This window comes from Ruegeria sp. G12, assembly GCF_056533565.1.
On the sequence record NZ_JBQFOO010000002.1, the window covers coordinates 516,424 to 539,091 of the forward strand.

21 protein-coding genes and 1 tRNA gene are annotated in these 22,668 nt (G+C 55.1%); 11 read left to right on the plus strand and 11 right to left on the minus strand.

The window, feature by feature from the left end; all coding sequences use genetic code 11:
- Positions 1-112 precede the first annotated feature (112 nt).
- Complete coding sequence (locus ACR0JN_RS06395; RefSeq protein WP_480884801.1) at positions 113-2,743, plus strand: primase-helicase family protein; 2,631 nt, start codon at positions 113-115, stop codon at positions 2,741-2,743.
- 203 nt (positions 2,744-2,946) lie between these two features.
- On the opposite strand, the gene ACR0JN_RS06400 is transcribed toward ACR0JN_RS06395, so the two are convergent.
- Together ACR0JN_RS06400 and ACR0JN_RS06405 are read right to left on the minus strand one after the other, a co-directional pair.
- Positions 2,947-3,888 carry a restriction endonuclease gene (locus tag ACR0JN_RS06400; protein ID WP_480884802.1) on the minus strand — a complete coding sequence of 314 codons (942 nt, stop codon included), beginning with the start codon at positions 3,886-3,888 and terminating at the stop codon, positions 2,947-2,949.
- Positions 3,889-4,017: 129 nt separating this feature from the next.
- Positions 4,018-4,788, minus strand: a complete 771-nt coding sequence (locus ACR0JN_RS06405) for a hypothetical protein (protein ID WP_480884803.1) — start codon at positions 4,786-4,788, stop codon at positions 4,018-4,020.
- Positions 4,789-4,928: 140 nt separating this feature from the next.
- Between ACR0JN_RS06405 and ACR0JN_RS06410 the strand changes: the two genes are divergently transcribed.
- Entirely contained in the window at positions 4,929-5,351 is a 423-nt protein-coding gene (locus ACR0JN_RS06410; RefSeq protein ID WP_480884804.1) for a hypothetical protein, read from the plus strand.
- A gap of 95 nt (positions 5,352-5,446) precedes the next feature.
- On the opposite strand, the gene ACR0JN_RS06415 is transcribed toward ACR0JN_RS06410, so the two are convergent.
- Positions 5,447-5,911, minus strand: a complete 465-nt coding sequence (locus tag ACR0JN_RS06415; protein ID WP_480884805.1) for a hypothetical protein — start codon at positions 5,909-5,911, stop codon at positions 5,447-5,449.
- 436 nt (positions 5,912-6,347) lie between these two features.
- Here ACR0JN_RS06415 and ACR0JN_RS06420 point away from each other — a divergent pair, with 436 nt between their 5' ends.
- Positions 6,348-9,800, plus strand: coding sequence for a P-loop NTPase fold protein (locus ACR0JN_RS06420; RefSeq protein WP_480884806.1), 3,453 nt, complete (start codon positions 6,348-6,350; stop codon positions 9,798-9,800).
- Between the two features lie 438 nt (positions 9,801-10,238).
- Here ACR0JN_RS06420 and ACR0JN_RS06425 read toward each other — a convergent pair.
- Positions 10,239-10,314, minus strand: a tRNA-Thr gene (locus ACR0JN_RS06425).
- A 177-nt stretch (positions 10,315-10,491) separates the two neighbouring features.
- On the opposite strand from ACR0JN_RS06425, the gene ACR0JN_RS06430 reads away from it, so the two are divergent.
- Entirely contained in the window at positions 10,492-11,367 is an 876-nt protein-coding gene (locus ACR0JN_RS06430) for a hypothetical protein (RefSeq protein WP_480884807.1), read from the plus strand.
- 15 nt (positions 11,368-11,382) lie between these two features.
- Here the strand turns inward: ACR0JN_RS06430 and ACR0JN_RS06435 are convergent, their stop codons facing one another.
- A complete protein-coding gene (locus ACR0JN_RS06435; RefSeq protein WP_170530827.1) occupies positions 11,383-11,649 on the minus strand; it encodes a DUF2312 domain-containing protein in 267 nt (88 codons plus the stop codon).
- A 164-nt stretch (positions 11,650-11,813) separates the two neighbouring features.
- Here ACR0JN_RS06435 and ACR0JN_RS06440 point away from each other — a divergent pair, with 164 nt between their 5' ends.
- A complete protein-coding gene (locus ACR0JN_RS06440; RefSeq protein WP_480884808.1) occupies positions 11,814-12,032 on the plus strand; it encodes a hypothetical protein in 219 nt (72 codons plus the stop codon).
- Positions 12,033-12,041: 9 nt separating this feature from the next.
- Here the strand turns inward: ACR0JN_RS06440 and ACR0JN_RS06445 are convergent, their stop codons facing one another.
- Positions 12,042-12,257 (minus strand): hypothetical protein, encoded by a 216-nt coding sequence (locus tag ACR0JN_RS06445; protein WP_480817324.1) that lies wholly within the window; start codon positions 12,255-12,257, stop codon positions 12,042-12,044.
- 384 nt (positions 12,258-12,641) lie between these two features.
- On the opposite strand from ACR0JN_RS06445, the gene ACR0JN_RS06450 reads away from it, so the two are divergent.
- From ACR0JN_RS06450 to ACR0JN_RS06460, 3 genes are read left to right on the plus strand one after another with little or no spacing between them, the layout of a single operon-like run.
- Positions 12,642-13,070, plus strand: coding sequence for a YeeE/YedE family protein (locus ACR0JN_RS06450; protein ID WP_480884809.1), 429 nt, complete (start codon positions 12,642-12,644; stop codon positions 13,068-13,070).
- Entirely contained in the window at positions 13,070-13,501 is a 432-nt protein-coding gene (locus ACR0JN_RS06455) for a DUF6691 family protein (protein ID WP_480884810.1), read from the plus strand. The genes ACR0JN_RS06450 and ACR0JN_RS06455 overlap by 1 nt, the downstream gene beginning before the upstream one ends.
- 9 nt (positions 13,502-13,510) lie before the next feature.
- Positions 13,511-13,942 carry a protein tyrosine phosphatase family protein gene (locus ACR0JN_RS06460; RefSeq protein ID WP_480884811.1) on the plus strand — a complete coding sequence of 144 codons (432 nt, stop codon included), beginning with the start codon at positions 13,511-13,513 and terminating at the stop codon, positions 13,940-13,942.
- Between the two features lie 6 nt (positions 13,943-13,948).
- Here ACR0JN_RS06460 and ACR0JN_RS06465 read toward each other — a convergent pair whose 3' ends face one another.
- The 5 genes from ACR0JN_RS06465 to ACR0JN_RS06485 form a co-directional block, all read right to left on the minus strand.
- Positions 13,949-15,043 carry a FliM/FliN family flagellar motor switch protein gene (locus ACR0JN_RS06465; RefSeq protein WP_480884812.1) on the minus strand — a complete coding sequence of 365 codons (1,095 nt, stop codon included), beginning with the start codon at positions 15,041-15,043 and terminating at the stop codon, positions 13,949-13,951.
- A gap of 78 nt (positions 15,044-15,121) precedes the next feature.
- On the minus strand, positions 15,122-17,800 hold the full coding sequence (locus tag ACR0JN_RS06470; protein ID WP_480817319.1) for an ATP-binding protein: 2,679 nt from the start codon (positions 17,798-17,800) through the stop codon (positions 15,122-15,124).
- The gene (locus ACR0JN_RS06475) at positions 17,800-18,108 is read right to left on the minus strand and encodes a hypothetical protein (RefSeq protein ID WP_480817318.1); all 309 of its coding nucleotides are present in this window, start codon (positions 18,106-18,108) and stop codon (positions 17,800-17,802) included. The genes ACR0JN_RS06470 and ACR0JN_RS06475 overlap by 1 nt, the downstream gene beginning before the upstream one ends.
- Positions 18,105-18,485, minus strand: a complete 381-nt coding sequence (locus ACR0JN_RS06480; protein WP_480817317.1) for a response regulator transcription factor — start codon at positions 18,483-18,485, stop codon at positions 18,105-18,107. The genes ACR0JN_RS06475 and ACR0JN_RS06480 overlap by 4 nt, the downstream gene beginning before the upstream one ends.
- Positions 18,486-18,562: 77 nt before the next feature.
- Complete coding sequence (locus tag ACR0JN_RS06485; protein ID WP_480817316.1) at positions 18,563-19,858, minus strand: helix-turn-helix domain-containing protein; 1,296 nt, start codon at positions 19,856-19,858, stop codon at positions 18,563-18,565.
- Between the two features lie 226 nt (positions 19,859-20,084).
- Here ACR0JN_RS06485 and ACR0JN_RS06490 point away from each other — a divergent pair, with 226 nt between their 5' ends.
- The 3 genes from ACR0JN_RS06490 (at position 20,085) to accC (ending at position 22,628) form a co-directional block, all read left to right on the plus strand.
- Positions 20,085-20,621, plus strand: coding sequence for a LuxR C-terminal-related transcriptional regulator (locus ACR0JN_RS06490; protein WP_480817315.1), 537 nt, complete (start codon positions 20,085-20,087; stop codon positions 20,619-20,621).
- 150 nt (positions 20,622-20,771) lie between these two features.
- A complete protein-coding gene (gene accB, locus ACR0JN_RS06495; protein WP_480817314.1) occupies positions 20,772-21,269 on the plus strand; it encodes an acetyl-CoA carboxylase biotin carboxyl carrier protein in 498 nt (165 codons plus the stop codon).
- Positions 21,270-21,278: 9 nt separating this feature from the next.
- Positions 21,279-22,628, plus strand: a complete 1,350-nt coding sequence (gene accC, locus ACR0JN_RS06500) for an acetyl-CoA carboxylase biotin carboxylase subunit (protein WP_480884813.1) — start codon at positions 21,279-21,281, stop codon at positions 22,626-22,628.
- Positions 22,629-22,668 lie beyond the last annotated feature (40 nt).

Here is a 22,668-nt window from a genome sequence, read left to right on the forward strand (position 1 = left end):
AGCGGGTCTCTTTCGAAATCCCCAACAAATACAAGGCAGTATTGTCTGACACGCGAACCAAGCAGACGCATGTCAGACAATTCACCAATTTTTGCACTCAGAAGAGATCAAAATGACCAAGCTCGACTCCGTTTTTGACGCGTCCAGTGTTTTGCCGCAGGCGACCGAAGTTACGTCCCGCTTCGCCAAAATCCCAACGGAAATGCGGGAAGGTAAATGGTGGATGGTCTCGCACGCTGGCACCAAGAAACCCTGTCGTGTCTCTGACGGTAAAGTTCTGCCGGGCAGTTGGAACAACGCCGATCATCACTGCTCGTTTGACGAGGCTCTTGAAGTTATCCGGATAGAGCCTTCGCTGAACTTGGCCTTAATACTTGGGTTCGGAAACGATTTCGTTTGTTTCGATGTCGACCCGCTCCACAAAGTCGCCGATGAGCATCGAGAAGAGGCGATAAACATCCGGGCAAAGATCAAATTAGCCCTGTCTGAAATTACCTATTGCGAAACTTCAATGTCCGGGAATGGACTTCACTATTTGGGCAGAGCCTCGCAGCTGACCGAAGAAGAAAGAGCAACGCATAAAGCCCGACACTCCAAATACAACATCGACCTCTTGCTGCGGCACACACTGATTTTGACTGGGGATTGCCTCGGCACCAATAGTTTGGCCGATATTAGCGAGGAAACCAGACAAACGCTGAGTGCCTTTCGATCCAGCTCTGTACCTGCGCCGGTGCCTTCTATTGACGCCATCACACTAGCCCACTGCACTGAATCCCGTCTTCAGGCGATTATTGGCGGCAGCATTCACGGTCCGGCTTTCCGAACCGGCCGATACCTGCGGAATGGTTGGTCAGACGTTATGACGGCTGTCACAAACACTGCCGCTCAGTTTTGCACAGATGAAAACACCGTTTATCGCGTTCTGTGGAGGAGTGGCCTTGTTCAACTTGCCGAACCATCTGCCAGCGGAGAATGCCGCGCCGAAAAGTTCGCTCGACTGTGGACCTCGGAGTGGCAAAAGGCTCTTGCCAAAACAGAGCAGTCTCGACGCGATTTAGTAGTGGCCGACGCCAAGCCTAAGAAAGCCTCTCTTGCAGAGCTTTGGGATCAAACTCTGTTCGTAAAACGAATGGTGGAGAACCGCGCCGCAATGCTGGTCTCTCAAGCTTTGATGAACAAGTCCGAAGCCAGCACCTTTGCCCCCTACTTTCTATACATGCGCCCAGAACGGGCCAACGACTTGCAAGACGACTTGAAGGACACAGACGACGACTTTGGTGCGAAACTCATGGACGCAAGAATGCAAGCCTCTCGGTTGGATAAAACCAATGTTTCGATCCTAGATGACTTCATCAACGAGATGGTTGCAAAAGAGGCCAAAATAAATCGGCAAGCACGCACCAAATGGTACAACGATAACTACTACATAGTCGAAAACCATGGCGGCACTCCTATGGTTTTTGAGAATGCTTTTGACCCCTTCAGCGGGTCTCAAGGGAGTTGGCGCATTGCGCAATTCTGTCAGGCGAAATCTTACGACGAAATGCTGTGCGGTTGGGATGCAACCAAAGGGATGCCAAAGCTACGGCCAGCGGCCTTCGAGTGGTGCAACTCCGAAAAAGCCCGTCGTTACGTGAAGCAAGAGATGCGCTATGACACTTTGGACCGGACCATAGAGACGGACACCGGCAGAATCTTAAACACTTTTAGTGGGTGGATGACGACGCCAGTCAAGGGAGAGTGGCCAGCAATACACCACCTGATCCATGAAGTGATTTGCGCTCGCAATGATCAAGCTGCCGATTACCTGATGAACTACCTTGCCCACATGGTCCAGAAACCCATGCAGTTACCCGGAACGGCGATCATCTTGCAGAGCGAGGAACAAGGCACAGGAAAATCCACTTTTATGGATATTCTGCGCGAGTTACTCGGTGAGAGGTACTGCGCCACAACTGCAGATGCGAGCACAATGGTCGGCCAGTTCAACAACAGCGCCAAAGAGAAAGTACTGCTGCACTTCGAAGAAGCTGTCGCTCCAAATGACCGCGCTGTGGAAAGCAAGGTTAAGGCGCTGATCACTAACAAAACCATGACATACAACGCAAAAGGGATTGCCGCCGTTGAGGCGCGGAATTGCGCGAGGGTATTCATGACATCAAATGCATCGCAAGTCGCCCACATCGCCCGTCATGACCGCCGTATGTTCGTTTTGACAGTCTCCCCTAGGTTTGCAAACGACTGGGACTACTGGGGGGCATTTCGGCAGCGATATCCACATGAGATGGAAGCGTTTATGCACGCTCTGCAGACTCGCGACATTTCTTACTTCAAGCCGGGTGTAATCCCTCACACCCAAGGTCGGGATGATCAGAAACTTGAATCTGTGTACGGCGTGGACCAAGTACTTAGGGACTTGTTGGAAAACGGTGTTCTTCCACCTTGTTCCCGATACGTCGGGGATGCGTGGGAAGTTCGAACAAAGGCCCTCGCCGAGCATTTTAGGAACTTTAACGTTCGCATCGGATCCAGCGCGCCACAGCCTGCTCGCGTGTTGAAGCCAATTGTTTTGATCCCTGGGCGCAATCGCACCATGACAGTGAACGGCGACTCCGCGCAGACACATCGAGTGATCACTATCCCTGCTCTGCGAACCGCTCGCGCAGCGTTTCTCCGACATATGAATGTAACAGCATATGACTGGGGTGATGCAGATGACGCGGATTGGTCTCTGGAATGACCCCCCATATAGGTGGGGGGTGGGGGTAGCAAAGATCGGGAGGTTTCAATTTATACTTGAACAGTTTTTGAGGACCAAGATTGCTATGTCGCGTGTTCCCCTCAAGATCCACGGCTTGACTACTCAGGGCGTCGCGGTCTCGTTGCAGGGGAACACTACGGCTTTCCGTCGGTTAACAGCAGTTTCTTAAGCAAAACTTCAGACTAAAAACCCATGCCACCGAAGTGAGCAGGAATTTGAACCAACGCGCTCATGCGTTCCTTCTCTTTTGTTGAAAGATCCCGTGCTACGTGAGGAAATACAGTCAAAAGCAATTGCTTTAGCGATTCAAACGCCTCGTCAGAGTAGGCCACACCGGTTCGTTGATCATTAAGTACGGAAATTACCCACTTTAGAAACACCGTTGGGATCTTGATGTCAGAAATATCTTCCCAACTATCGATTAAGTCTTCCTTGTGCTTTTGCTTCCTCAGCACTTGGTCGCAATGTCCGCGGCATGTCCAACAAACGCTCTCAAAGACATCTGGTTTTGAATAATCTCCATTTTTCATGGTTTGCCAAAGCGTAACAATTCCATCACTACCGTGATCCAAAAGATCTTTATTGCACACGTGGCAGTTTAAGCTGGCTTGGTCAGCGAACAATTGCGCTGGCTGTGGGTTGTTAGTCTTCCAAGACTCCAAAGACCTTGGGAAATATCGCTCAGCGATTTGCAGCCCTTTGCTTGAATGTAACAACTGAGACTCAATCCGCTCTCGGTCATACACCGTTTGCTCAAAATTCATCCCTTCTAAGACAGTGTTTAGACCTGAACTCGGCAACGTCGAGTAAAAACCAAGAAAAGCATCGCATTTATTTGAAATCACCCGATCCATGATGTTGGTCTCATCGGTTGGGCTCACAGATTTCCCAGTTGATGCCTTATGCTTACAGCTGACTAGCCACTTAATAGTTGTTTCACCGCCGACACCAACTCGGGTTTCTTCGGCGATTATGTCCTTTCCTCCATCTGCCCCTCGATCCGGCGCAGAAATGATCCGAAATCCCATGAAAACAAGGAAATCACGTGCGAACAATTCGAATGTATCTTGCAATCCGCTGGCGATGTGGGCTTCGGGGATTTCTTTAAAGTCTAGGACTGGCATTGGTTCTTTCAGCTTTGTTGTTGTATGCTGGGGCCGCAAATTCGGCATGGTGCAGAATTCGCATTCAGCACAACTTAGACAGACCGTCCAGAAAAAAAATCTTCTTAAGATTGATACGCCAGCAACAGCTTATGCTAGAGCCTCGGCGTTGTATTCCCCGAAAAACACTGCCCACTTGCTTAGAAAACAATCATTTTCCAGTAGTCGCCCGACGGAGTCCGTTAACGTGCAACGCTGGCGTTCACAACCGCTGTCGTAAATTCCTAAATGCTCAATCTTCGTATCATATCCTCGGGGATCTTCACCTCGTTCAAAGATAACCATCGGATTTGTGTGCATCAGCCTAATCAGAGTGTTCCGAAACATCATTAGGTGAATGTCTTTGCCATATCCGTTCACCGATGGATGCAAATCAGAAATCCGGTTACCGGTCATCTCGTATGCAGCTTTGGCTATCGTGGAAACTTTCGAAGCTCTACTCTGATTTAGCAGTGCAGCCAACGCAGATGGTTCGTAAGGGTCTTTTCCATCGTGCATGCGTGAATAATCAATCTTGATAAACCTGTCGGGCATTTCCGGCTTCCACAGGTGGGCGTGAAACTTGGGTTGCTGCCCTCTCCCATCCATCACGTATACGAACGCATGTCCTACCTGAATGTTAGGACCGGCTGCACTCCATTTAAAGCAATTGTCTTGCATATCCGCCAACGCAACTTTGAAGTCATCAAATGAATAGTACTTGCGACCGTAGAGAGGTTTGGACAGCGGAGCCCCTCCTTCGTCCGGAGTACCGTACAAGCGAAAAGCGCCGAAAGTTCTGTTGAATCCTAGTGCGTGGTTTAGGTCAAAACGCATCTGTTTTTCGTCAAAATCCAGCCCTTCCGGCACCGCGTTTGTCATGATCATACCCTTTGCTTTGCTTGCGAACATTGTAATAAAAAATGAACCTCAAACCCATGAAAAATAAGATTTTTTTTGACTATCCATTAAGCGGGATGACTGACTTTTGCTCAGTGCGGCGATTGTGAAGCCGTCGTAAAATGACCCTATTAAAACAGGAGACAGTTGCAGTGACGCCCGAACAAGAAGCCAGAGTTAACGACGCGTTATTATTGCGGGCGCAAGGTGGCGATGCCGATGCTGCGCGCATTCTATTCAACGAAAAATCCAAGCGTATCAGGCCAGTCCGCTTCAGCGAATGTGATACGTTGGACCAGCTTAAGCGAGCGTTCGAAGACTACATGGCCCAATCCGACGTCACGAAAGCTGAATCTGAACATGCTGCGAAAGCTTTCGACCGACTTTTTAAGGTCATGGCCGCGCAGGAAGAGGCCAAAAACCATCAAAAAAAGTGGCTTGGTCAAGCTTCGGGTCTAATGCTGGTTCCAGTGATGACCGCAGTGGATTGGGAGGCTGAAGCCGAAACTTCCCAAAGCGAATTGAAACGCCATGCGCGTAACTGAGCCGCCGCTAGGCATTGGCTCAAAGCACTAATTTTTCTACCCACTAAGAATTTTTTGAGAATGGGGAGCTCGCGCCCCCCACTGAGTAATATACATCACTGTGCTTCTGACATGCGATCAGCTTTAACCGCCAAGTCAATCACATAATGCACAAGAAACGCCTCAATAAGTGATAGCGCATACTCGCTATCAATAGGTAACATGTCTTCCGACAGGTGGTGATTGTCTACGTAATCTTCGGCGTCCCAGAGTTGCCTAGTCAATTTCGGATGGTCTGGTTCAATCCGCTCGATGACCAACTCAAACGTCGAATTCGCAAGCTCTATGGCTTCTGCCCGGTATTCGGCGCTGAACGGCAAGCTCTCTATTTGATAACCAGAACTTGGCACATGAGGCGATCTAGAATGTTGGTCTTCGTATTTGCGTATAAGAAGGCTCCAACTTTCGAAACCCTCGTTCTTTGCAATTTGATCCAACGCTTGGTTGTGCGGCACGCCAGTCTCACGTCGAATCTGTTTTGCCTTACGTTTCAATTCATAGATAGGCGCAGATAGATTCATCTGAGGTTCTCCTATTGCGAGCTATAAACACAATCCCTCCTTATGTGAGTGCTCGAACAGAAAAATCTCTAGCTCATACCCTGCATGCTGAATGCTGTCCCGTCGGAGGGGGGAGGCTCGGGCTCAAGCCTGAGTTGAAAATAGGGAATTAATTTGCGGCGTACAAGTGCAATCGGCTCAGAAAATTGCAACTTTTCACAACCTAGTATCTGGGAAGCGCCCGAGCCAATATGTCAATCAGCTCTGTTAGTGATCAGTTCACCTCACAAAGCTCATTGGTTGTGCCGGTAGTTGCCAATTGGCTCGCAGGAACGGTGAATACCAAACTATTCCCGCGAAGCTTCACCGCAATCATTCATAGCTTTTTATGCTTGTTCTTTCATAAGGATAAGTTCACGTTGGCGTTAAGAAGAAGAAGTGATTTTCGGAAGTAAACATGAGCCTCCAAAGTGTTTTTGAACGCCAAATAATAGTTGATCACCCAGCCCCAGAAGACAGCTTCGAAGGAAAAGGACACCTTCGCACAGCGTCTCAACTTGCACGAACTATTTTGGAGTTCGACAACAGTGATCGGTCGATAGGGTTAGAAGGCGATTGGGGCGCGGGGAAATCGACTGTAGTCCAGCTCGCCTCTAAGGAGTTATCTGAGAAAGAGAACGACAGGTTCTTGTTCTTCACTTTTGACATGTGGAGCAACCAAACCAGCCCATTCCGTCGTACGTTTCTTGAGAAATTGATCGACTGGGGGAAACGTGAGTTTTCTGAGGACAAGAAGCGCTTAGCTCAACTTGATGAACAACTCGACAAAGTCCGAGACCGCACTGTTGAAACTAAGACAAACTCTTTCAGGCGGCTTGATTGGTTCGGGGTTCTATTTATTCTTCTCGCTCCGATGCTTCCTTTGGCGTTGGCTTGGCTCAGCCCCTTCTCAGTCAACCCATCCAACGGTTCGCCTCTATCATTCTCAGTTTTTGGACTTTGCGTACCGGCCTGGTTTCTGGCAATTCTACTCGTTTTAGGACTTTATTTTGCGTTCCTTGTGCGAGTTTGGCTTCGCGCGCGGAACGAAAAGGTCAAGTTTGTCGAAGCCTTGTCCATGTCTGCGTCGCTGTTTACCAAACAACAAGAAAATGAAACCACGACGCAAAATATCCGCGAAGCTGACCCCAACGAGTACGAGTTTGAAGCGACATTTCGGGATACACTGGATGTTCTACAGTCCGGCGGAGATCGTATCGTCATCGTCTTCGACAACATAGATCGCCTTCCAAAACATAGTATATCCAATGCTTGGGCTGATATCCGCGCTGTATTTGCCGGCGATCCCACAACCCCAAACAAAGACCAACGCGCCTGTACCGCTATCGTTCCTTATGACCGTGAGCACGTATTTTCAGCAATATCTGATGGAGGTCAAAACGGCTCATCAGAGAAAGATTTGTTTCGAAAAACATTTGACGAAATATTCCGGGTTTCACCTCCAGTTGCGTCAAATGTGTCTGAGCACGTCGAAGGGATACTCCGAAAAGGTTTGCCCAACTACAGTAACGCTCAAACAATTTATAATGTTGTAAAGATCTTCCAACGGTCAACTCAGAGGCAAGGTCGCCCAGTCACTCCACGGCAAGTCATTTCCTTCGTAAATGGAATTTCGGGAATATTTGCTCAATGGGAGGGGAAAATACCTCTCGACACCATCGCGCTTTTTCAGGTCTTCCGAAACGATATCGAACGCAAACCACAATCGCTAAATGAACTGTCAGAGATGCTCGCGCCATTTTTGGTGAACTGCGATGATGTGGACTTGCATCGTCATTTGGCAGCGATTGCCTATAACGTTGAACCCGAATTGGCGTACCAAGTTCTTCTGGAAGGCCCATTATCTGCGGCCCTATTGGACAAGGATCCGGAGCAAATTCAAGCCCTTGCGGAAGCTCCCGGTTTCCCGCAAGTACTGATTGGTATTGTGGAAACGCAGGCGTCAACCTGGGCAAAAGAGGCTGCCGCCACATATTCCCAAGTCGCCAAAAACCTGAATTCAATTTCTTTGGATGATCAGACTTTTTCGCATGTGCTGACCCTCTTTCTATCGGGTCTAGATGGTTTGAGGCCCGTCAAGATTGAGAAGCCCGAGGACATGGAATGCCTCCGTTCGATAATTGATCTATGCCCAAATGAAAAACGATCCTCTGTGTCACTTCGGCTGGCGGAATGGACGAAGAACTGCTTTGACCCGAAGGAAGCGACTTTCGACGATGGCAAGATTTGGGTCAAGTCACTCGGTATGCTGATCAACGACCCCGATGGACGGGTTGAAGCGTTTGCCCAACCGTTGCTCAATGCGTTGCGGTTGCCTCAAAATGTACAGTTTGTACTCGGTGTTGCCTATGATTGTGACGAAATTGGCCTGCCGTTCTCACAGTTCAAGCATTCTATTTCTTCGAAGGCATTCTTAGAACCGCTCAAAAAGATCTGGTCAGACGAACCCCTAACTTTTCACTATGTTTTCAAACAGCTGAAGTCGGCAAAGTCATTGAATGCGTCTGACCTTTTGGCGCTACTGCAACACCAGCACGATCAGCTAACGGGCCAAACATTCGGGGGTGAAGAAGGCTATTTCGCCGCTCGTGCTGAAAATTTCATTGCTACCTATGGAGCAGTTTCAGGTCACAAGAAAGCTAATGAGTTGCTTGGAACACTTTCTAACAACGGCACTCTTGCATGGCATGCAAACGCAACAAAACAATCAGATGAAGCGGATGAAGCCTTGGCCGCAGCGGTATGGTTGACGTTGCAGGACCTTAAAACGGCGAAATTTGAAGTCGGCGGAAACACGAACCAACAACCTTTTGGAAACCTTCACCCAGCACGACAGTGGTTTAGTCAAGTATTGACTGGTTCCGTCGAGTTGTCGGAGAAAGCGATCGATCAACTGGCTTCTCATGTTATTCGCCAGAACATGGTGTCGCGTTGGATTGGTTTGGCCGCCGAGACTTCACCGAGCCAAGAAATCTACTCCTCTGTTTTTGAGCGCTTGGGCGAGAGGGATGACCTGTATCCATTGCCCTTGACCACACTGCTTAGCCACTACGATCAAATACATGACACATTTGGAGATAGGACCGCCCAAGCTCTCAAAAAAACAGGTGGGATTGTTCGAGATGACCATTTGGAGAACCTAGATCTTAGTTCGATACCTATTGCACTTTTGCAGGATACGGCCAATCGCGAAGAAAACGGCTGGAAGCTTTTTCACACCGCCGTTGAAAAGGCCCTTACGGAAGTTTCGGACGAGAACTGGAAAACCCACCTAACATCCGACAGTGTTGTACTTACGATATTGTCGGTTGAGGCCACCCTGAGAGACTTCAAGCTACCCGCGCATAGGTTCCAAGAGCCGTTTTCTGATCTGATGGTTGAGTTGATGTCTGGGCAAACTAAGCTGGGTATGCGGCCAAATCTGTCTGAGAAACTCTTGGATCCGATCCCTCCTAGGGCACGAGCTGCAATGCCTAAGGCAATCGCGGACCGTATGACCAACGTTTCCACAAACAAAGAAACCTTCGGATACGTGCAAGCCAGATTTCCGGAACTTGTCGACAAGATTTATTCCAAGTCATCGGACGATGTAAAAGTGAGAAATTTTGCCACACCGGCCATCGCATCCGCGCGCGAACAAGGGGTGAATTTTGTGGAGAGGCATTCTAGGTCGTTGAAGTCTGCGCTTGCCAAGGTCACCGACGAGCAAAGAGGTCACTTTGTGGAGGTGATTGAAAGCGTTCGTTCCGAAGTCGATCTGCAACGCATCCACGCACTTGCCAATAAAGTAGGAATCGATTTGGAGCCATTTGAGAGCAATGAAGATGACGCCTCTGAAACCGAGAAGTGATGTTCGAAGTTAGTTCGGGTCGCGGAAGAAAGATACTTGGATGACGATAGTAAGATACCCATTCAAACACAAAAAAACAGCTGGACCGATTGAGTTTTCATTATAAAACAACGTGTTGATATCGAAATATGGGACTTCCGGGCTTCTTACATCACTTCATTTGTGATTTTGGCGTCCGATTACTGTGTTAAAACTTAATTTTTCAAACGACAGCGTATTTTCATATCAAAATATATCAAGATATTGAAAATTAAAGAAAAAAAATGGATGCGAGCAGTTCCATCCAGCCGTCTGGAGCGTATTGGACCTGTCAGAGTGATTTGGCGCGGGGTCAAGCGGGCCGGAATCGCCCAATGTCTGCTATGTGTCTGATTGCTCAGACAACAGCAAATGCGAACCATCAGATGTAACGTAAATATTTGATATTTATTGAAAAAGTGGTGCCCCCACACGGACTCGAACCGCGGACCTACTGATTACAAATCAGTTGCTCTACCAGCTGAGCTATAGGGGCGCTGTGGGTCGATTACTGTCTCTGGCGCGGGACTGCAAGCCACATTTTTCGCCCGACCTCAGAGATTGTTCGGATTTCTGAAAACCCGGGAACATTCCGAAACCCGGACCGCGGCATTTACGGACCGGGAAACAGGCTGTAACACACGCGACAGGACGTCAGGGCGCAGGGATTACAATGCAGGTCGTTATTCACGCCGGTGCGGCTTTTACCGATCACGGGCAATTGTTGGGGTCTCTTTTGGCGAACAGGCCTGGTCTGGCGGATCGGGGCCTTGCGGTGCTGGGCCCGCGTCCCTGCAGGCAGTTCGTGAAAGAAATGTCGGACGCTCAAGTGCAGGACAGACCGTTTGCAGAGGCTCACGAAACTCTGCGGGGTATCCTGCCCGACGGCGAGGCGATACGCCGCGTGGTTCTGTCCAGTGACAAGTTTTTTGGCCCCAGAAGAACCGCGTTGCAGCAAGGGCAGATTTACCCTTTTGCCGGGCAACGCACGGCATACACGGCGCAACTGCTTGGGGACTGTAACATCGAGCTTTTTGTGGGCCTGATGAACCCCGGTAGTTTTATCCCCAAAGTGCTAATGTCGCTGCACGAGACGCAGCGAGCGGCAATCCTGCACAGTACCGACCTGAGTTGCCTCAACTGGCTCAGCATGATCGAAGACCTGCAGGATCTGGCCTCCGATGTGCAGCTAACGCTGTGGGAAAACGAGGACACGCCCCTGATCTGGGGCGACATCCTGCGCGCTATGGCCGCTCTGCCAGAGGATGTTGCGCTGAAGGACGAACACGCGCTGCTGGCCTCGCTTCTGACGGAAACCGGTAAGAAACAGCTTTTGCAGCTTATCCGGGAAGAGACAGCCCAGCATCCCCGCGACCGCAGGGAAAAGCTGGAAACCATCTTTGAAGAGCACGCCCTGCCCGATCAGATCGAAGAAGAACTGCACCTTCCAGGTTGGAGCGCTGACGTGGTCGAGGCGTTTTCGGAACTGTACCAGCAGGATCTGGCGAAAATCAGGGCGATGCCGAATATCCGGTTCTTGCAACCTTAGCCCGCCTCTGGGGCCTTACATTCCCAGCGCTTCCTTATACATCTCGAGCACAGCTTCTTCTTCGGCAATGTCGTCCTTGTCGCGCTTGCGCAACGCGATGACCTTGCGCATGACCTTGGTGTCGTAGCCGCGCGCCTTGGCCTCGGCCATGACCTCTTTCTGCTGCTCGGCGAGGTCTTTCTTTTCCGCGTCCAGCCGCTCGAACCGTTCGATGAACTGGCGCAACTCGCCTGCTGTCACCCGGTAATTTGCGGTGGCCTGATCTTCGGTCATGTCTTCCATATGCGTCTCTCCCAAGGGCTGAAATCTGATGCTGTGACAGCGGGCAATATGCCGGATACATCGCAGCCGCGCGGGTCGCAAGCACGCAATCCGGGCGGCGGGCTTGTACCGGCCAACCTGATCCGTTAAGCGCGGAGGAAATCGGCAGAGAATTGTAGGGAACCATGTTCGAATTCATCACCTGGGGCGGGGCAGCCCTGTCTCTGGCCGGGCTTGCCGGTCTGATCTGGTGCATCCTGCGCGTAATGAAAGCGCGCAAGGCCGGTTTGTCGGATGAAGAACTGAGAGCTGCCGTTCAGGGCGTTTTGCCCTGGAACCTGGCGTCTTTGTTTTTGTCGGTGATCGGGCTAATGCTGGTCATCCTCGGGATATCCTTCGGATGACCGTTTGACTTAAATCGGCAAGTTGTCGAACTGCGCTTCCATTGCGTCTTCACACAATGCCGCATCCAACCGACGCAGGCGCGACGGGATGTGAATGCCTTGCTGACGCATGCGATCTACAACCTTGCTAAAGCTCGGCTGCAAGGCCAGACGCGTATCCAGGCAGGCGTCCTGAAGCTTTTGTTCCAGCTGCTCGGCTTCGGAATAGAGATTTGTGTGTGCCATATTCCATCCTCCCACGATGTCTCACTATGACAGATATATGTAACGAGAATAAGACCCGAAGGGGTTCACTTTACGTTGTGCGGAAAATTGCCGGGCATTTCGGCTTTTTCGGCAATCTGGCGCGGTTTGGCTAAAGTTTAAGCAAGTTTAACATGGGTTTCCTTGACAAGCGTCAAAGTGGCTCTGCTTATTGCAATGCATTCCGCTTTCTATATGTGTGCTGTCGTGAGGCCAAGCGACCCTGACATTCAACGGGATCACGTTAGTATTCCGCACGGCCCTCCGATGCTCGCTGGGTTCCCCCGTGCAGTGGGGTTCGTGCGTCAAATGTATGCCCATGCTGCAGGAAGCGAACACTGATGAAAGAAAAGGGAACTATCTGACATGAACACAGCTTGGATGTGGGGAGCGCTCGGCGGGTTGCTGATTGGCCTTGGGGCGGCAGTTTACCTTTTGGGCAATGGTCGGATCATGGGGGCCAGTGGAATTCTGGGCAGTCTTGTCGACAGAACCGACCCATCGCGTAACGCGGAACGTCTGGTCTTTTTGGCCGGTGCTATTGGGACGCCCCTACTGCTGCGCCCTTTGGTTGCACCGCAGGCCGAAACCCACCTGACCACCAATCTGGGGCTTGTGATCATCGCGGGGCTGTGTGTTGGCATCGGCACCCGTGTTGCGAATGGATGCACTTCGGGACATGGGGTCTGTGGTATCTCGCGCTTTTCCCTGCGCGGGATCGCTGCCACACTCGTCTATATCGCCGCCGGAGTGGTGACAGTAGCCCTGCTGCGCCACGTGTGGGGGTTGATCTGATGCGGTTTTTCATCTCGCTGATTGCCGGGTGTTTGTTTGGTGCGGGGCTTTTGATCTCGGGTATGACCGACACCACCAAGGTGCAGGGATGGCTGGACATCTTCGGGAACTGGGACCCGACCCTGGCCTTTGTGATGGGCGGTGCCATTCTACCAATGCTGGTTGCCTGGAGGCTGACCGCGGGGCGCAGCCCGCTAACCGGTGGGCAGTTTCCCGCACAGGCCGAGCCGGAACTGGATCGCCGGCTGATTGTCGGGTCGGCTCTGTTCGGGATCGGCTGGGGCGTGTCGGGTCTGTGCCCCGGGCCCGCGATTGCGTCGCTAAGCTATGGCGGCCTTGGCGGGATCGTATTTCTGGCCGCAATGATTGCGGGAATGTTGCTGGCCCAGCCTATGGGCGCGCGGCTAGACAGGGTCCGAAACGCGACATAAGGATTTGTCATGGAGATTCGACCAATAACCCCCCGCTACGCCGTTTCACCGCAAATCACCGTTGATGATGTGCCAGCCATCGCCGAGGCCGGCTTCGTCAAGGTCATCTGCAACCGGCCCAATACCGAGGTCCCCGCAGACATGCAGTCGGATGCGATCGGGGACGCGGTGCGCGCGGCGGGCCTGGAATACGAAGTGCTGGAATTGACGCATCAGACCATGACGCCCGAGAACGTAGCGCGGCAACGGGATATGGCCGAACGCTGTGGCGGGCCGGTTCTGGCCTATTGCGCCTCGGGCACCAGATGTTCTGTCGTGTGGGCGCTGGGGCAGTGTGACCGGATGAGCACCGACGACATCCTGACCGCGACAACCAACGCAGGTTATCAGTTGGAAAACCTGCGCCCTGCGCTGGATCAGATGCGCAATTCGACAGACTGACCAAACTTAGCCCTCGGGGCCGGTCAGGCCTGCCAGTTGCGAGATTTCGGCGGCAAGCTTGTCTGACTCAACCAGACCCAGATCATCTGGCGGTTCGTTCGAGCCCTTGGTTGCCGCCTCAATGGCGTAGCCGGGGTCATCCAGAGTATCCGGCATCAGCTCAGGCGCGTCGCTGATATCCGACTGGCGCGCACCCGACCTGCTTTCGATAAAGCTCTGATCTTCGGTCAACTCGGGTACCGGTGCCTGCTCATTCAAGCGAACCGCGCGCATGCCGCCGCATTGACCAAGCCGTCCAACCCCGGCGCGTGTTCGGTCGATGGTCAGGATTTCAGTACGGTCAAGCCGGGACCCGGTCAGCGGCAGCACCTCACCCAGTGTCAAGCCAGACAACCCGCCCAAGGGAAGCGTGACCCTGCACAGGATGGCGTTCAACTCGGCCCGAACCACGCCAGACGCTTGTTCAAGACTTGGCCCAGCGTTAAGCGGACTGTCTTCCCCCGCCTCTGACTCGCTCGGGCGCACCGGCAGCAGAACCGCGATCTGCCCCTGCCGCAGCCCGCCTGCTAGATCGACGGTTAGCTCAAAGGCACGGCAGCTCTCATCGGTCAAAGCCAGAGACAAGGCGCGCAAATCCGAAGCACGGGACGAGAATTCATGGCCCGACAAACTGCTTTGGTCCACTGCAGCATCTACCAACACAGACGCGCGTTTCAGTGCGTCCTCGATCAAAGGGCCCACCATCGCAGCGTCGGTATCCGTGAACGCCCGAACGGCAACAGCGCCGGGCATCACCTCACCTATGGTCTGCATCTGGACAATGGAGGACACGGCAGCGGGGTCCAGACACACAGCGGCAAGCCCTTCGGACCCGCTGAACGTCAACAACAACCAATCTTCGCCAACAATCCCAGTCAGGTCACAGGGCGCACGTTGACCCTGCTTCGCCCCGATCACGGCCAGAGGCAGATTCAGCCGGTCCCCCGCAGCCCGCGCAAAACCCAACCTCAAGGCGCGTGGAACCGAATGCGCGCCCTCGGCGGGACCATCCCGCCCTGCGGAGAGTTTTCGTTCCAAAGCTGCGCTGACGGGCCGTGCCATATATTTGGCTCACTCAAAGGTCCAAGGATCATCTATTGGTCTACCCCACCAAAGGTTACAAAGTCCTTTAGACACATGTCATTGCGCGGCCTGCCGATAGGCCAACGGAAGACTGACGCGGAAGGCAGCGCCGCCCTGTCCCGGCAGATAACTGATCTCGCCCCCAAGGCGATGCATGATCTCGCGGCAGATCGCGAGGCCCAGCCCCGCCCCACCCGCTTTGTCGACGCCCACACGCGCGAATTTCTCGAATACCAGCGATTGGGCTTCGGGCGGTATGCCGCTTCCATTATCCATGAAATCGACCACCACCTGCCCCCCCACATCATGGGCCGAGATGGTCAGCACCGGATCTTCCGCATCGCAATACTTTTGCGCGTTCGAGATCAGATTGATGAACACCTGCCCCAGTCGGTCCAGATCGGTGTGCAGCGCAATCCGTTCCGAGGCCTTGCTGCGTTGCACCCTCAGTGTCTGATCGGACCCGGCCAGAGCGCTGGACAATGCCCGGTCCAGAACGTAGCGCAGACTGTCATCACCCACGTTCAGGTTGACCCGCCCACTTTCCAGAACGCTCAGGTCCAGCAAATCATCCAATAACCGCGTCAAACGCAGGGCTTCGTCATGGATAATGGCGGCATAGCGTGTCTGATCCTCACCGCTTAAGCCCCTTGTATCGCGCATGATTTCGGAAAACGCCCGGATCGAGGTCATGGGCGTCCGCAACTCATGACTGACCTGACTGAGAAAACTGTCCTTCTGTTCGGACATCTGGGTCAACTTGGTATTTGCCTCGCGCAGCTTGCGTGCGGTGCGGCTAAGCTCTGCGGATTTCACCTCGAGCTGGCCGGAATATTCCAGAAGCTGGGCCGATTCATCCGCAACAGCCAGCAGGTCTTCGACCGAAACGGACGAGCCGCCCACGATCTGCCCGATCATCGCATGTGCGGTGGCCGCACCGACCGAACCGCTTAGCTCGCGTTCAAGACGTTCCAAAAAGCCCGGAGTGGGCTCTGGCAGGTGCGTCCTGCCGCCCTGCTGCTCGACCTCGGCCCGAAAGAACTCTTGCGCCGGACCGGTGCCCAGAATCCGCTGGGTCATGATCATCAGGTCTTCGCTTTGCGCCACCGATCCGGTCCATCCGCGCAACGCTACTGAGTGGTCGAACACATTGACGAACTGAGCGCCCTGCAACCGCTCCAACGGGCTGGGGAAGCTCAGCAATGAGGCGACACAGAACGCGACGGTGTTCAGCGACATGGACCACATGACCGTATGCACCATCGGGTCTATCCCTTCGATGCCGAACAGGGCATGAGGGCGCAGCCAGCCAATGCCGAACGGGCCGTTCTGCAACACCGATTCAGGCATCCAACTGCTCCCCATGCCCGGCAGCAACAGAGTGTAAATCCAAAGAACAAACCCGACCGTCAGGCCGACCAGCGCGCCGGTTCGCGTGGCCCCGCGCCAGAACAGCCCACCGACCAATGCGGGCAGGATCTGCGAAATCCCGGCGAAGGCGATCAGCCCGATCGAGGCCAGCGCCGCGCCGCCGCCCGACAGGCTGTAGTAGAAATAGCCCAGCGCCATGATGACCGCGATGGAAACTCGGCGCGCCATCAGAACGATGTTGCGCACATCACCGGACACTGACCCCGAGCCTTCCTGCGTGCTCAGCCAGATCGGCATGACCACGTGGTTCGACACCATGATCGACAGCGCCATCGCCGTCACGATCACCATCGACGTGGCCGAGGAAAACCCGCCGATAAAGGAAAGCATCGCCAGCCACTCATTGCCCTGCGACAATGGCACCGTCAGTACAAACAGATCCGGGTTCGAGCCTGCGGGCAACAGGTCCAGCCCGACCACGGCGATCGGGATCACAAACAGGCTCATCAACAGCAGATACAGCGGAAAGGCCCAGGCGGCGGTTCTTAGATGCCCTTCGTCATCATTCTCGACCACCATGACCTGAAACATGCGCGGCAGGCAGACAAAGGCGGCAGCCGAAAGGAAGACCAGCGTGGTCCAACGCCCGGCATCCACGTTCCATTGTCCGATTTCCGACGCGTCGATGCGGTCCAGCATCGGTCCTACGCCACCGGCCACGCCCCAGACCACAAAAGCGCCAACGGCCAGCAGGGCGAACAGCTTGACCACCGCCTCCAAAGCGATTGCGGTGACGACGCCGTGATGCCGTTCATTTGCGTCCAGATTGCGGGTCCCGAACAGAATCGCGAAAACCGCCAAGCCTGCCGCCACCCAGAATACGCTGGACCCTTCGCGATAGAGACCGGTCGGATCGGCCTCGGCAAAGATCGAGAAGGACAGCGTGATCGACTGCAACTGCAGCGCGATGTAGGGCGTGCCACCCAGTACCGCCAGAATGGTCACACACACGGCCAGCGTGTTCGACTTGCCATAGCGCGACGACAGCAGGTCAGCGATTGAAGTCACGCGCTGGCTGCGCCCGACCCGGACCAGCTTGCGCAGGCCCCACCACCAACTGACCATGACCAGCGTCGGCCCCAGATAGATCGTGACAAATTCCAGCCCGGATCGTGCGGCACTTCCGACCGCTCCGTAAAAGGTCCAGGCGGTACAATAAATCGACAGGGAAAGCGTGTAGAACAGAGGCGACCGAAGCCATTTTCCGCGTCTGCCCGTGGCCAGCTTGTCAGCGGCAAACGCCACCCCGAACAGCAAAACGACATAGCCCAGACAAACCAGTATCAGGACATTCAGCGTGGCCATCAGTCTGCGTCCGCATCCGCGTCATCGCGCGCCCCGAACCGCCGGGCGGCAAAGCCGAAGACCAACCCAAGAATGATCAGCAACGCCCAGCAGAAGAAAATATACATCATCGCCGCGGACAGGGGCATCCCGGCACCTTCGGCCTGATTATCTGGCCACAGCAAGGGGATGGCCAGCATCGCCGCCCCCAAAAACGGCAGCAGCCGGGCGGCATCCGTCAGCCTTCGGCGGCGATAGCTTTGCCGTTCCAGAAACAGAGCAGGCCTTTGCCCTGAAGGCGTACGACCTGTGCCCCCTCCCCCGGTCATAACCGCGAGGCCTGAGCATGCAGATCGCGCACGGCGGTCAGCACCTCGGCATTGGAAAACGGTTTGGTCATGAACCGGCTGACCCCGGCGTTTTCAGCCATCTGGCGGTCGCGGGATTGACCGCGCGCCGTGAGCATTAGCACCGGCAATCCCTGCAAGTCTTCCAAATCCCGCAGGTCGCGCAGGATGTCCATGCCGCTTTTGCCCGGCAACATGACGTCCAGAATAACCAGATCAGGCCGCGCGTTCTGGATGACCTGCACCGCATCCGCCCCATCGCCATGCGTTTCCACCTGCCACCCTTCACGAGTCAGCAGAAAGCGGATGGCCTCGGCAATGTTGGGCTCATCTTCTATCAGCAGAACCTTTCGGCTCATATTTTCTGTTCCTCCCAAAGCGGATCGCGCAATTTGCCATCCGCCTCAGTCAGATTAAGCGTTCTGTCAGGAAACTGTCAAAAGCCTTCGCTTAGAATCGAAGGCTCGCGGCGCGAGGCACAGTCCGCGCTTGGGCACACACGGCAACCGGGACCCACCTGCGCCGTTGCGTTTGACCCCGTATGGCCCTCGGGCACGGGCTGCACCATCATGATTGAGCGGTAGACCGGCTCAAGGTCGTGCCCGGGACGGGATTGGGGCCAGGCAAATGCGAAACAGTCAAACTCGGCTGCGGTGCGCCCTGTTTGCAAAACCCGCTTGCGAATCGGAACCAGGGGCCGATTCAGGGCTGCGTACAGTGGCCATAACGGGCAAGCATCCCCATGGCGAGGAACCGAAAACCCCGGAATTGTTTTCAGGAACAAAACACTGCCTGAAGCGTCACACAAAACCAATCCCACCGGGCGGGCCAGAGCGCCTTCGGGCAACGAGGCCAGACGCCGCAAAACCGTCGCCAGATCAACCGAGAATTCAACGGCGAGTGCCATCGGGTCGGGGTCGGACCCGCCCAAAGCAGCCGTCAGCGCATCCAGAGGCATGACCTGCGCATCCGCCGCGTAAGTCCGAAGCGCATCCTCGGCAACGGCGCGGGCGGCGGTCGTGCCCAAAACATCCAGCGCAATCGACGACCAATCACCATTTGCCTCGATTTCGGGAAAGTGATGCCCCTGTGCGCCCCAAAAGGCCTCGACCTCTTCCAACGGCACGCCGCGTGGATCGGCGGCCGAGTCACTTTCATCCAGATATGTGACCAGCGCTTTGGAACTGTCGGCAAGGCGTTCGGCATCCTGATGCAGGTTCTTGTGAAACCGATCCTGCCATTCCGCATCAATGTCCTGCGTGTCCGCAAGAATGGCAGCGGTCGACCGGATGGCAGCCGCAGTCGACAACACCTCATGCATGGACGCTGCCAATTGAGGGTCGTGCGTCAGCCGGTCCGACAGGGTCGCAACCGTGCGCTCCAACGAGACGACGCGGCGGTGCATATGGGCCAGAACGCCAGCCCAGCCAGGGAAGCGGCCCGCAAACTCCTCTAACCCATCTACCTCGGCCTGTTGGCCTACCGCATCGACCGCCGCTTCGCGAAGGGCCGAAATCAGCGTCGCTTCGATCCCCTGCGTCAGATGAGACGGCTCGACTGACAGCGCCCCGGCGATATCGACCAGCAACTTGCCCCCGATCCGGCGGCGGTTGTGTTCGATCAAGTTCAAATACGACGCCGAGATTCCGACCTGCCGCGCAAGTTCGGCCTGCCGCAGACCTGCGATCTGCCTGCGTTCCCGTATCCGGCTTCCGGTCAGCGCACTTGGCATCTGCAATTCCTTTCGCCTTGGGCCGATCTGGTATTACACCTTGGAATTTTCACGACTGCCCTGCCTTTTCTATAAGTTATCGCACAGTTTTCAATCAAAGTTTACATTCTTTACAAAAGAGCGGGCCTCGAACCACCCAATAGCCTTATCGGTCTCCTTCCGCCGCGTTGAACAAGATTTCCGATCGCCCCTTCATTTCCGCCCCGTTTCCCGGCACGATAAATAGATGAGCGACCCCGCATTCGAATACGCCCCGATTGGGCTGGTGGAATTGGAAAACCGGATTATCCGGCGCTGTAACCTGCAGTTTGCCCGGACCTTCGGTGGCGAGGAAGCCGAATATCGCAACATGCCGCTGCTGCACCTCTACCCCTCGGTCGCGGATTGGGAGAGGATCGGCCAACGGGGCCTGCGCGCGCTGCAGGACACCGGATATTACACCGATGAACGGGTCATGCGCCGCCGTAACGGAGACCTGTTCTGGTGCCGGGCACGCGGCCGGTCCCTGACGCCCGATGACCCGTTCCGGCACGGTATCTGGAGCTTCTCGGACATCTCGGAAGAGCGCCCACTGGTCGAATTGACCGTGCGCGAACGCGAAGTGGCGATCCTGTCCTGCCGGGGTCTTTCGGCCAAGGAAATCGGCGTTGAACTGGGGCTCAGCTACCGCACGATCGAGGCCTACCGCGCCCGGCTTCTGGAAAAATTCGGGGCCCGGAAATTGCCGGAACTGGTGGCAAAACTGTCGGGCATGCCGCTTTAACCCGTCCGGCGGGTGGTAAACTGTCTGAAACCCAGTTTGCCAAGCCCAGACTGCGCTTTTCATGGCCGCGCGCATAGCTTATAACGCCGCGTAATCAGACCAAAGCCCGCGAAGGACAGACGGGCCAAAGGGGAACCGTCGAGGACACTCATGACAGATACCAAACACGAAGCGGATGTGGCGTTCATCAAGGCACTGGCCGAGTTGCTGCGCGAAAACGACCTGACCGAGTTGCAGGTCAAGCGTGAATATGGTGAGGAGGACAGCCTGAACGTCCGCGTCAGCCGCATGTCGCAAACCGTGGCCGCCCCGGTTCAGGTCGCTGTTCCCGCCGCCGCACCTGCCCCGGCCCCCGTAGCCGCCCCGGCTGCCCCGGCTGAAGCCCCCGCCGCCGTCGATGATCCGGCCAGCCATCCTGGTGCCGTGACCTCGCCCATGGTTGGCACGGTGTACATGCAGCCGGAACCCGGCGCGCCCTCGTTCATCTCGGTCGGTGCATCTGTGTCCGAAGGCGAGACGCTGCTGATCGTCGAAGCGATGAAAACCATGAACCACATCCACGCCCCCAAATCGGGCACCATCAAGCGCATCCTCGTGGGCGATGGCGATGCCGTGGAATTCGGCACCCCTCTGGTCATCATCGAGTAAGGCGGGCGGATGTTCGATAAAATCCTGATTGCCAACCGAGGTGAGATCGCCCTGCGCGTCATCCGCGCCGCGCGTGAGATGGGGATCAAGACGGTCGCCGTGCATTCCACCGCCGACAGCGACGCCATGCATGTGCGCATGGCCGACGAATCGGTCTGCATCGGCCCCCCTCCCAGCCCGCAGAGCTATCTGTCTGTGCCCGCCATCATCTCGGCCTGCGAAATCACCGGCGCACAAGCGATCCATCCCGGCTATGGCTTCCTTTCTGAGAATGCCGAGTTTGTGCAGATCGTCGAAGACCACGGCATCACATTCATCGGCCCCACCGCCGAACATATCCGCGTGATGGGCGACAAGATCACCGCCAAGGACACGATGAAAGCGCTGGGTGTGCCTTGCGTTCCTGGTTCCGACGGTGGCGTTCCCACGCTGGCCGACGCCAAGCGCATCGGCGAAGAATTCGGCTATCCCGTTATCATCAAGGCCACCGCCGGCGGCGGCGGTCGCGGCATGAAAGTCGCGCAGACCGCTGATGAGATGGAAAGCGCCTTCATGACCGCGCGCGCCGAGGGCAAGGCCGCCTTCGGCAATGACGAGGTCTATATCGAGAAATACCTGACCACGCCGCGCCATATCGAGATTCAGGTCTTTGGCGACGGCAAGGGCAAGGCGGTACATCTGGGCGAGCGTGACTGTTCATTGCAGCGGCGTCACCAGAAGGTGTTCGAAGAGGCCCCCGGCCCCGCCATCAGCCCCGAAGAACGCGCCAAGATCGGCAAGATCTGCGCCGACGCCGTGGCCAAGATCAACTATATCGGCGCAGGCACCATCGAGTTCCTCTACGAGAACGGCGAGTTCTATTTCATCGAAATGAACACCCGCCTGCAGGTCGAACACCCGGTTACCGAGGGTATCTTCGGCGTCGATCTGGTGCGCGAACAAATCCGCGTCGCTGCAGGCGAGGATATGTCGTTCGGTCAAGACGACCTTGAGATCAGTGGCCACGCCATCGAGGTGCGGATCAACGCCGAAAAACTGCCCAACTTCTCGCCCTGCCCCGGCAAGATCACCGCGTATCACGCGCCCGGTGGTCTGGGTGTGCGGATGGATTCGGCGCTTTATGACGGCTATTCGATCCCGCCCTATTACGACTCGCTGATCGCTAAGCTGATCGTGCAAGGCCGCGACCGGGCCGAAGCTCTGGCGCGTCTGGAACGTGCGTTGGGTGAGCTGATCGTGGACGGTATCGACACCACCGTGCCCCTGTTCCACGCCCTTCTGCAGGAGCCCGACCTGCACAGCGGCGACTACAACATCCACTGGCTGGAGCACTGGCTTGCGGAGAACATGGCCGATTAAGACCACGGGGCCGGTGCCTCAGCCGGCCCTCGGGCGTTCC

Coding starts and splice junctions, on each gene's coding strand:
- ACR0JN_RS06395 (WP_480884801.1), top strand. CDS start 113: ATGACCAAGCTCGACTCCGTTTTTGACGCGTCCAGTGTTTTGCCGCAG.
- ACR0JN_RS06400 (WP_480884802.1), bottom strand. CDS start 3,888: ATGCCAGTCCTAGACTTTAAAGAAATCCCCGAAGCCCACATCGCCAGC.
- ACR0JN_RS06405 (WP_480884803.1), bottom strand. CDS start 4,788: ATGACAAACGCGGTGCCGGAAGGGCTGGATTTTGACGAAAAACAGATG.
- ACR0JN_RS06410 (WP_480884804.1), top strand. CDS start 4,929: ATGACCCTATTAAAACAGGAGACAGTTGCAGTGACGCCCGAACAAGAA.
- ACR0JN_RS06415 (WP_480884805.1), bottom strand. CDS start 5,911: ATGAATCTATCTGCGCCTATCTATGAATTGAAACGTAAGGCAAAACAG.
- ACR0JN_RS06420 (WP_480884806.1), top strand. CDS start 6,348: ATGAGCCTCCAAAGTGTTTTTGAACGCCAAATAATAGTTGATCACCCA.
- ACR0JN_RS06430 (WP_480884807.1), top strand. CDS start 10,492: ATGCAGGTCGTTATTCACGCCGGTGCGGCTTTTACCGATCACGGGCAA.
- ACR0JN_RS06435 (WP_170530827.1), bottom strand. CDS start 11,649: ATGGAAGACATGACCGAAGATCAGGCCACCGCAAATTACCGGGTGACA.
- ACR0JN_RS06440 (WP_480884808.1), top strand. CDS start 11,814: ATGTTCGAATTCATCACCTGGGGCGGGGCAGCCCTGTCTCTGGCCGGG.
- ACR0JN_RS06445 (WP_480817324.1), bottom strand. CDS start 12,257: ATGGCACACACAAATCTCTATTCCGAAGCCGAGCAGCTGGAACAAAAG.
- ACR0JN_RS06450 (WP_480884809.1), top strand. CDS start 12,642: ATGAACACAGCTTGGATGTGGGGAGCGCTCGGCGGGTTGCTGATTGGC.
- ACR0JN_RS06455 (WP_480884810.1), top strand. CDS start 13,070: ATGCGGTTTTTCATCTCGCTGATTGCCGGGTGTTTGTTTGGTGCGGGG.
- ACR0JN_RS06460 (WP_480884811.1), top strand. CDS start 13,511: ATGGAGATTCGACCAATAACCCCCCGCTACGCCGTTTCACCGCAAATC.
- ACR0JN_RS06465 (WP_480884812.1), bottom strand. CDS start 15,043: ATGGCACGGCCCGTCAGCGCAGCTTTGGAACGAAAACTCTCCGCAGGG.
- ACR0JN_RS06470 (WP_480817319.1), bottom strand. CDS start 17,800: ATGGCCACGCTGAATGTCCTGATACTGGTTTGTCTGGGCTATGTCGTT.
- ACR0JN_RS06475 (WP_480817318.1), bottom strand. CDS start 18,108: ATGACCGGGGGAGGGGGCACAGGTCGTACGCCTTCAGGGCAAAGGCCT.
- ACR0JN_RS06480 (WP_480817317.1), bottom strand. CDS start 18,485: ATGAGCCGAAAGGTTCTGCTGATAGAAGATGAGCCCAACATTGCCGAG.
- ACR0JN_RS06485 (WP_480817316.1), bottom strand. CDS start 19,858: ATGCCAAGTGCGCTGACCGGAAGCCGGATACGGGAACGCAGGCAGATC.
- ACR0JN_RS06490 (WP_480817315.1), top strand. CDS start 20,085: ATGAGCGACCCCGCATTCGAATACGCCCCGATTGGGCTGGTGGAATTG.
- accB (WP_480817314.1), top strand. CDS start 20,772: ATGACAGATACCAAACACGAAGCGGATGTGGCGTTCATCAAGGCACTG.
- accC (WP_480884813.1), top strand. CDS start 21,279: ATGTTCGATAAAATCCTGATTGCCAACCGAGGTGAGATCGCCCTGCGC.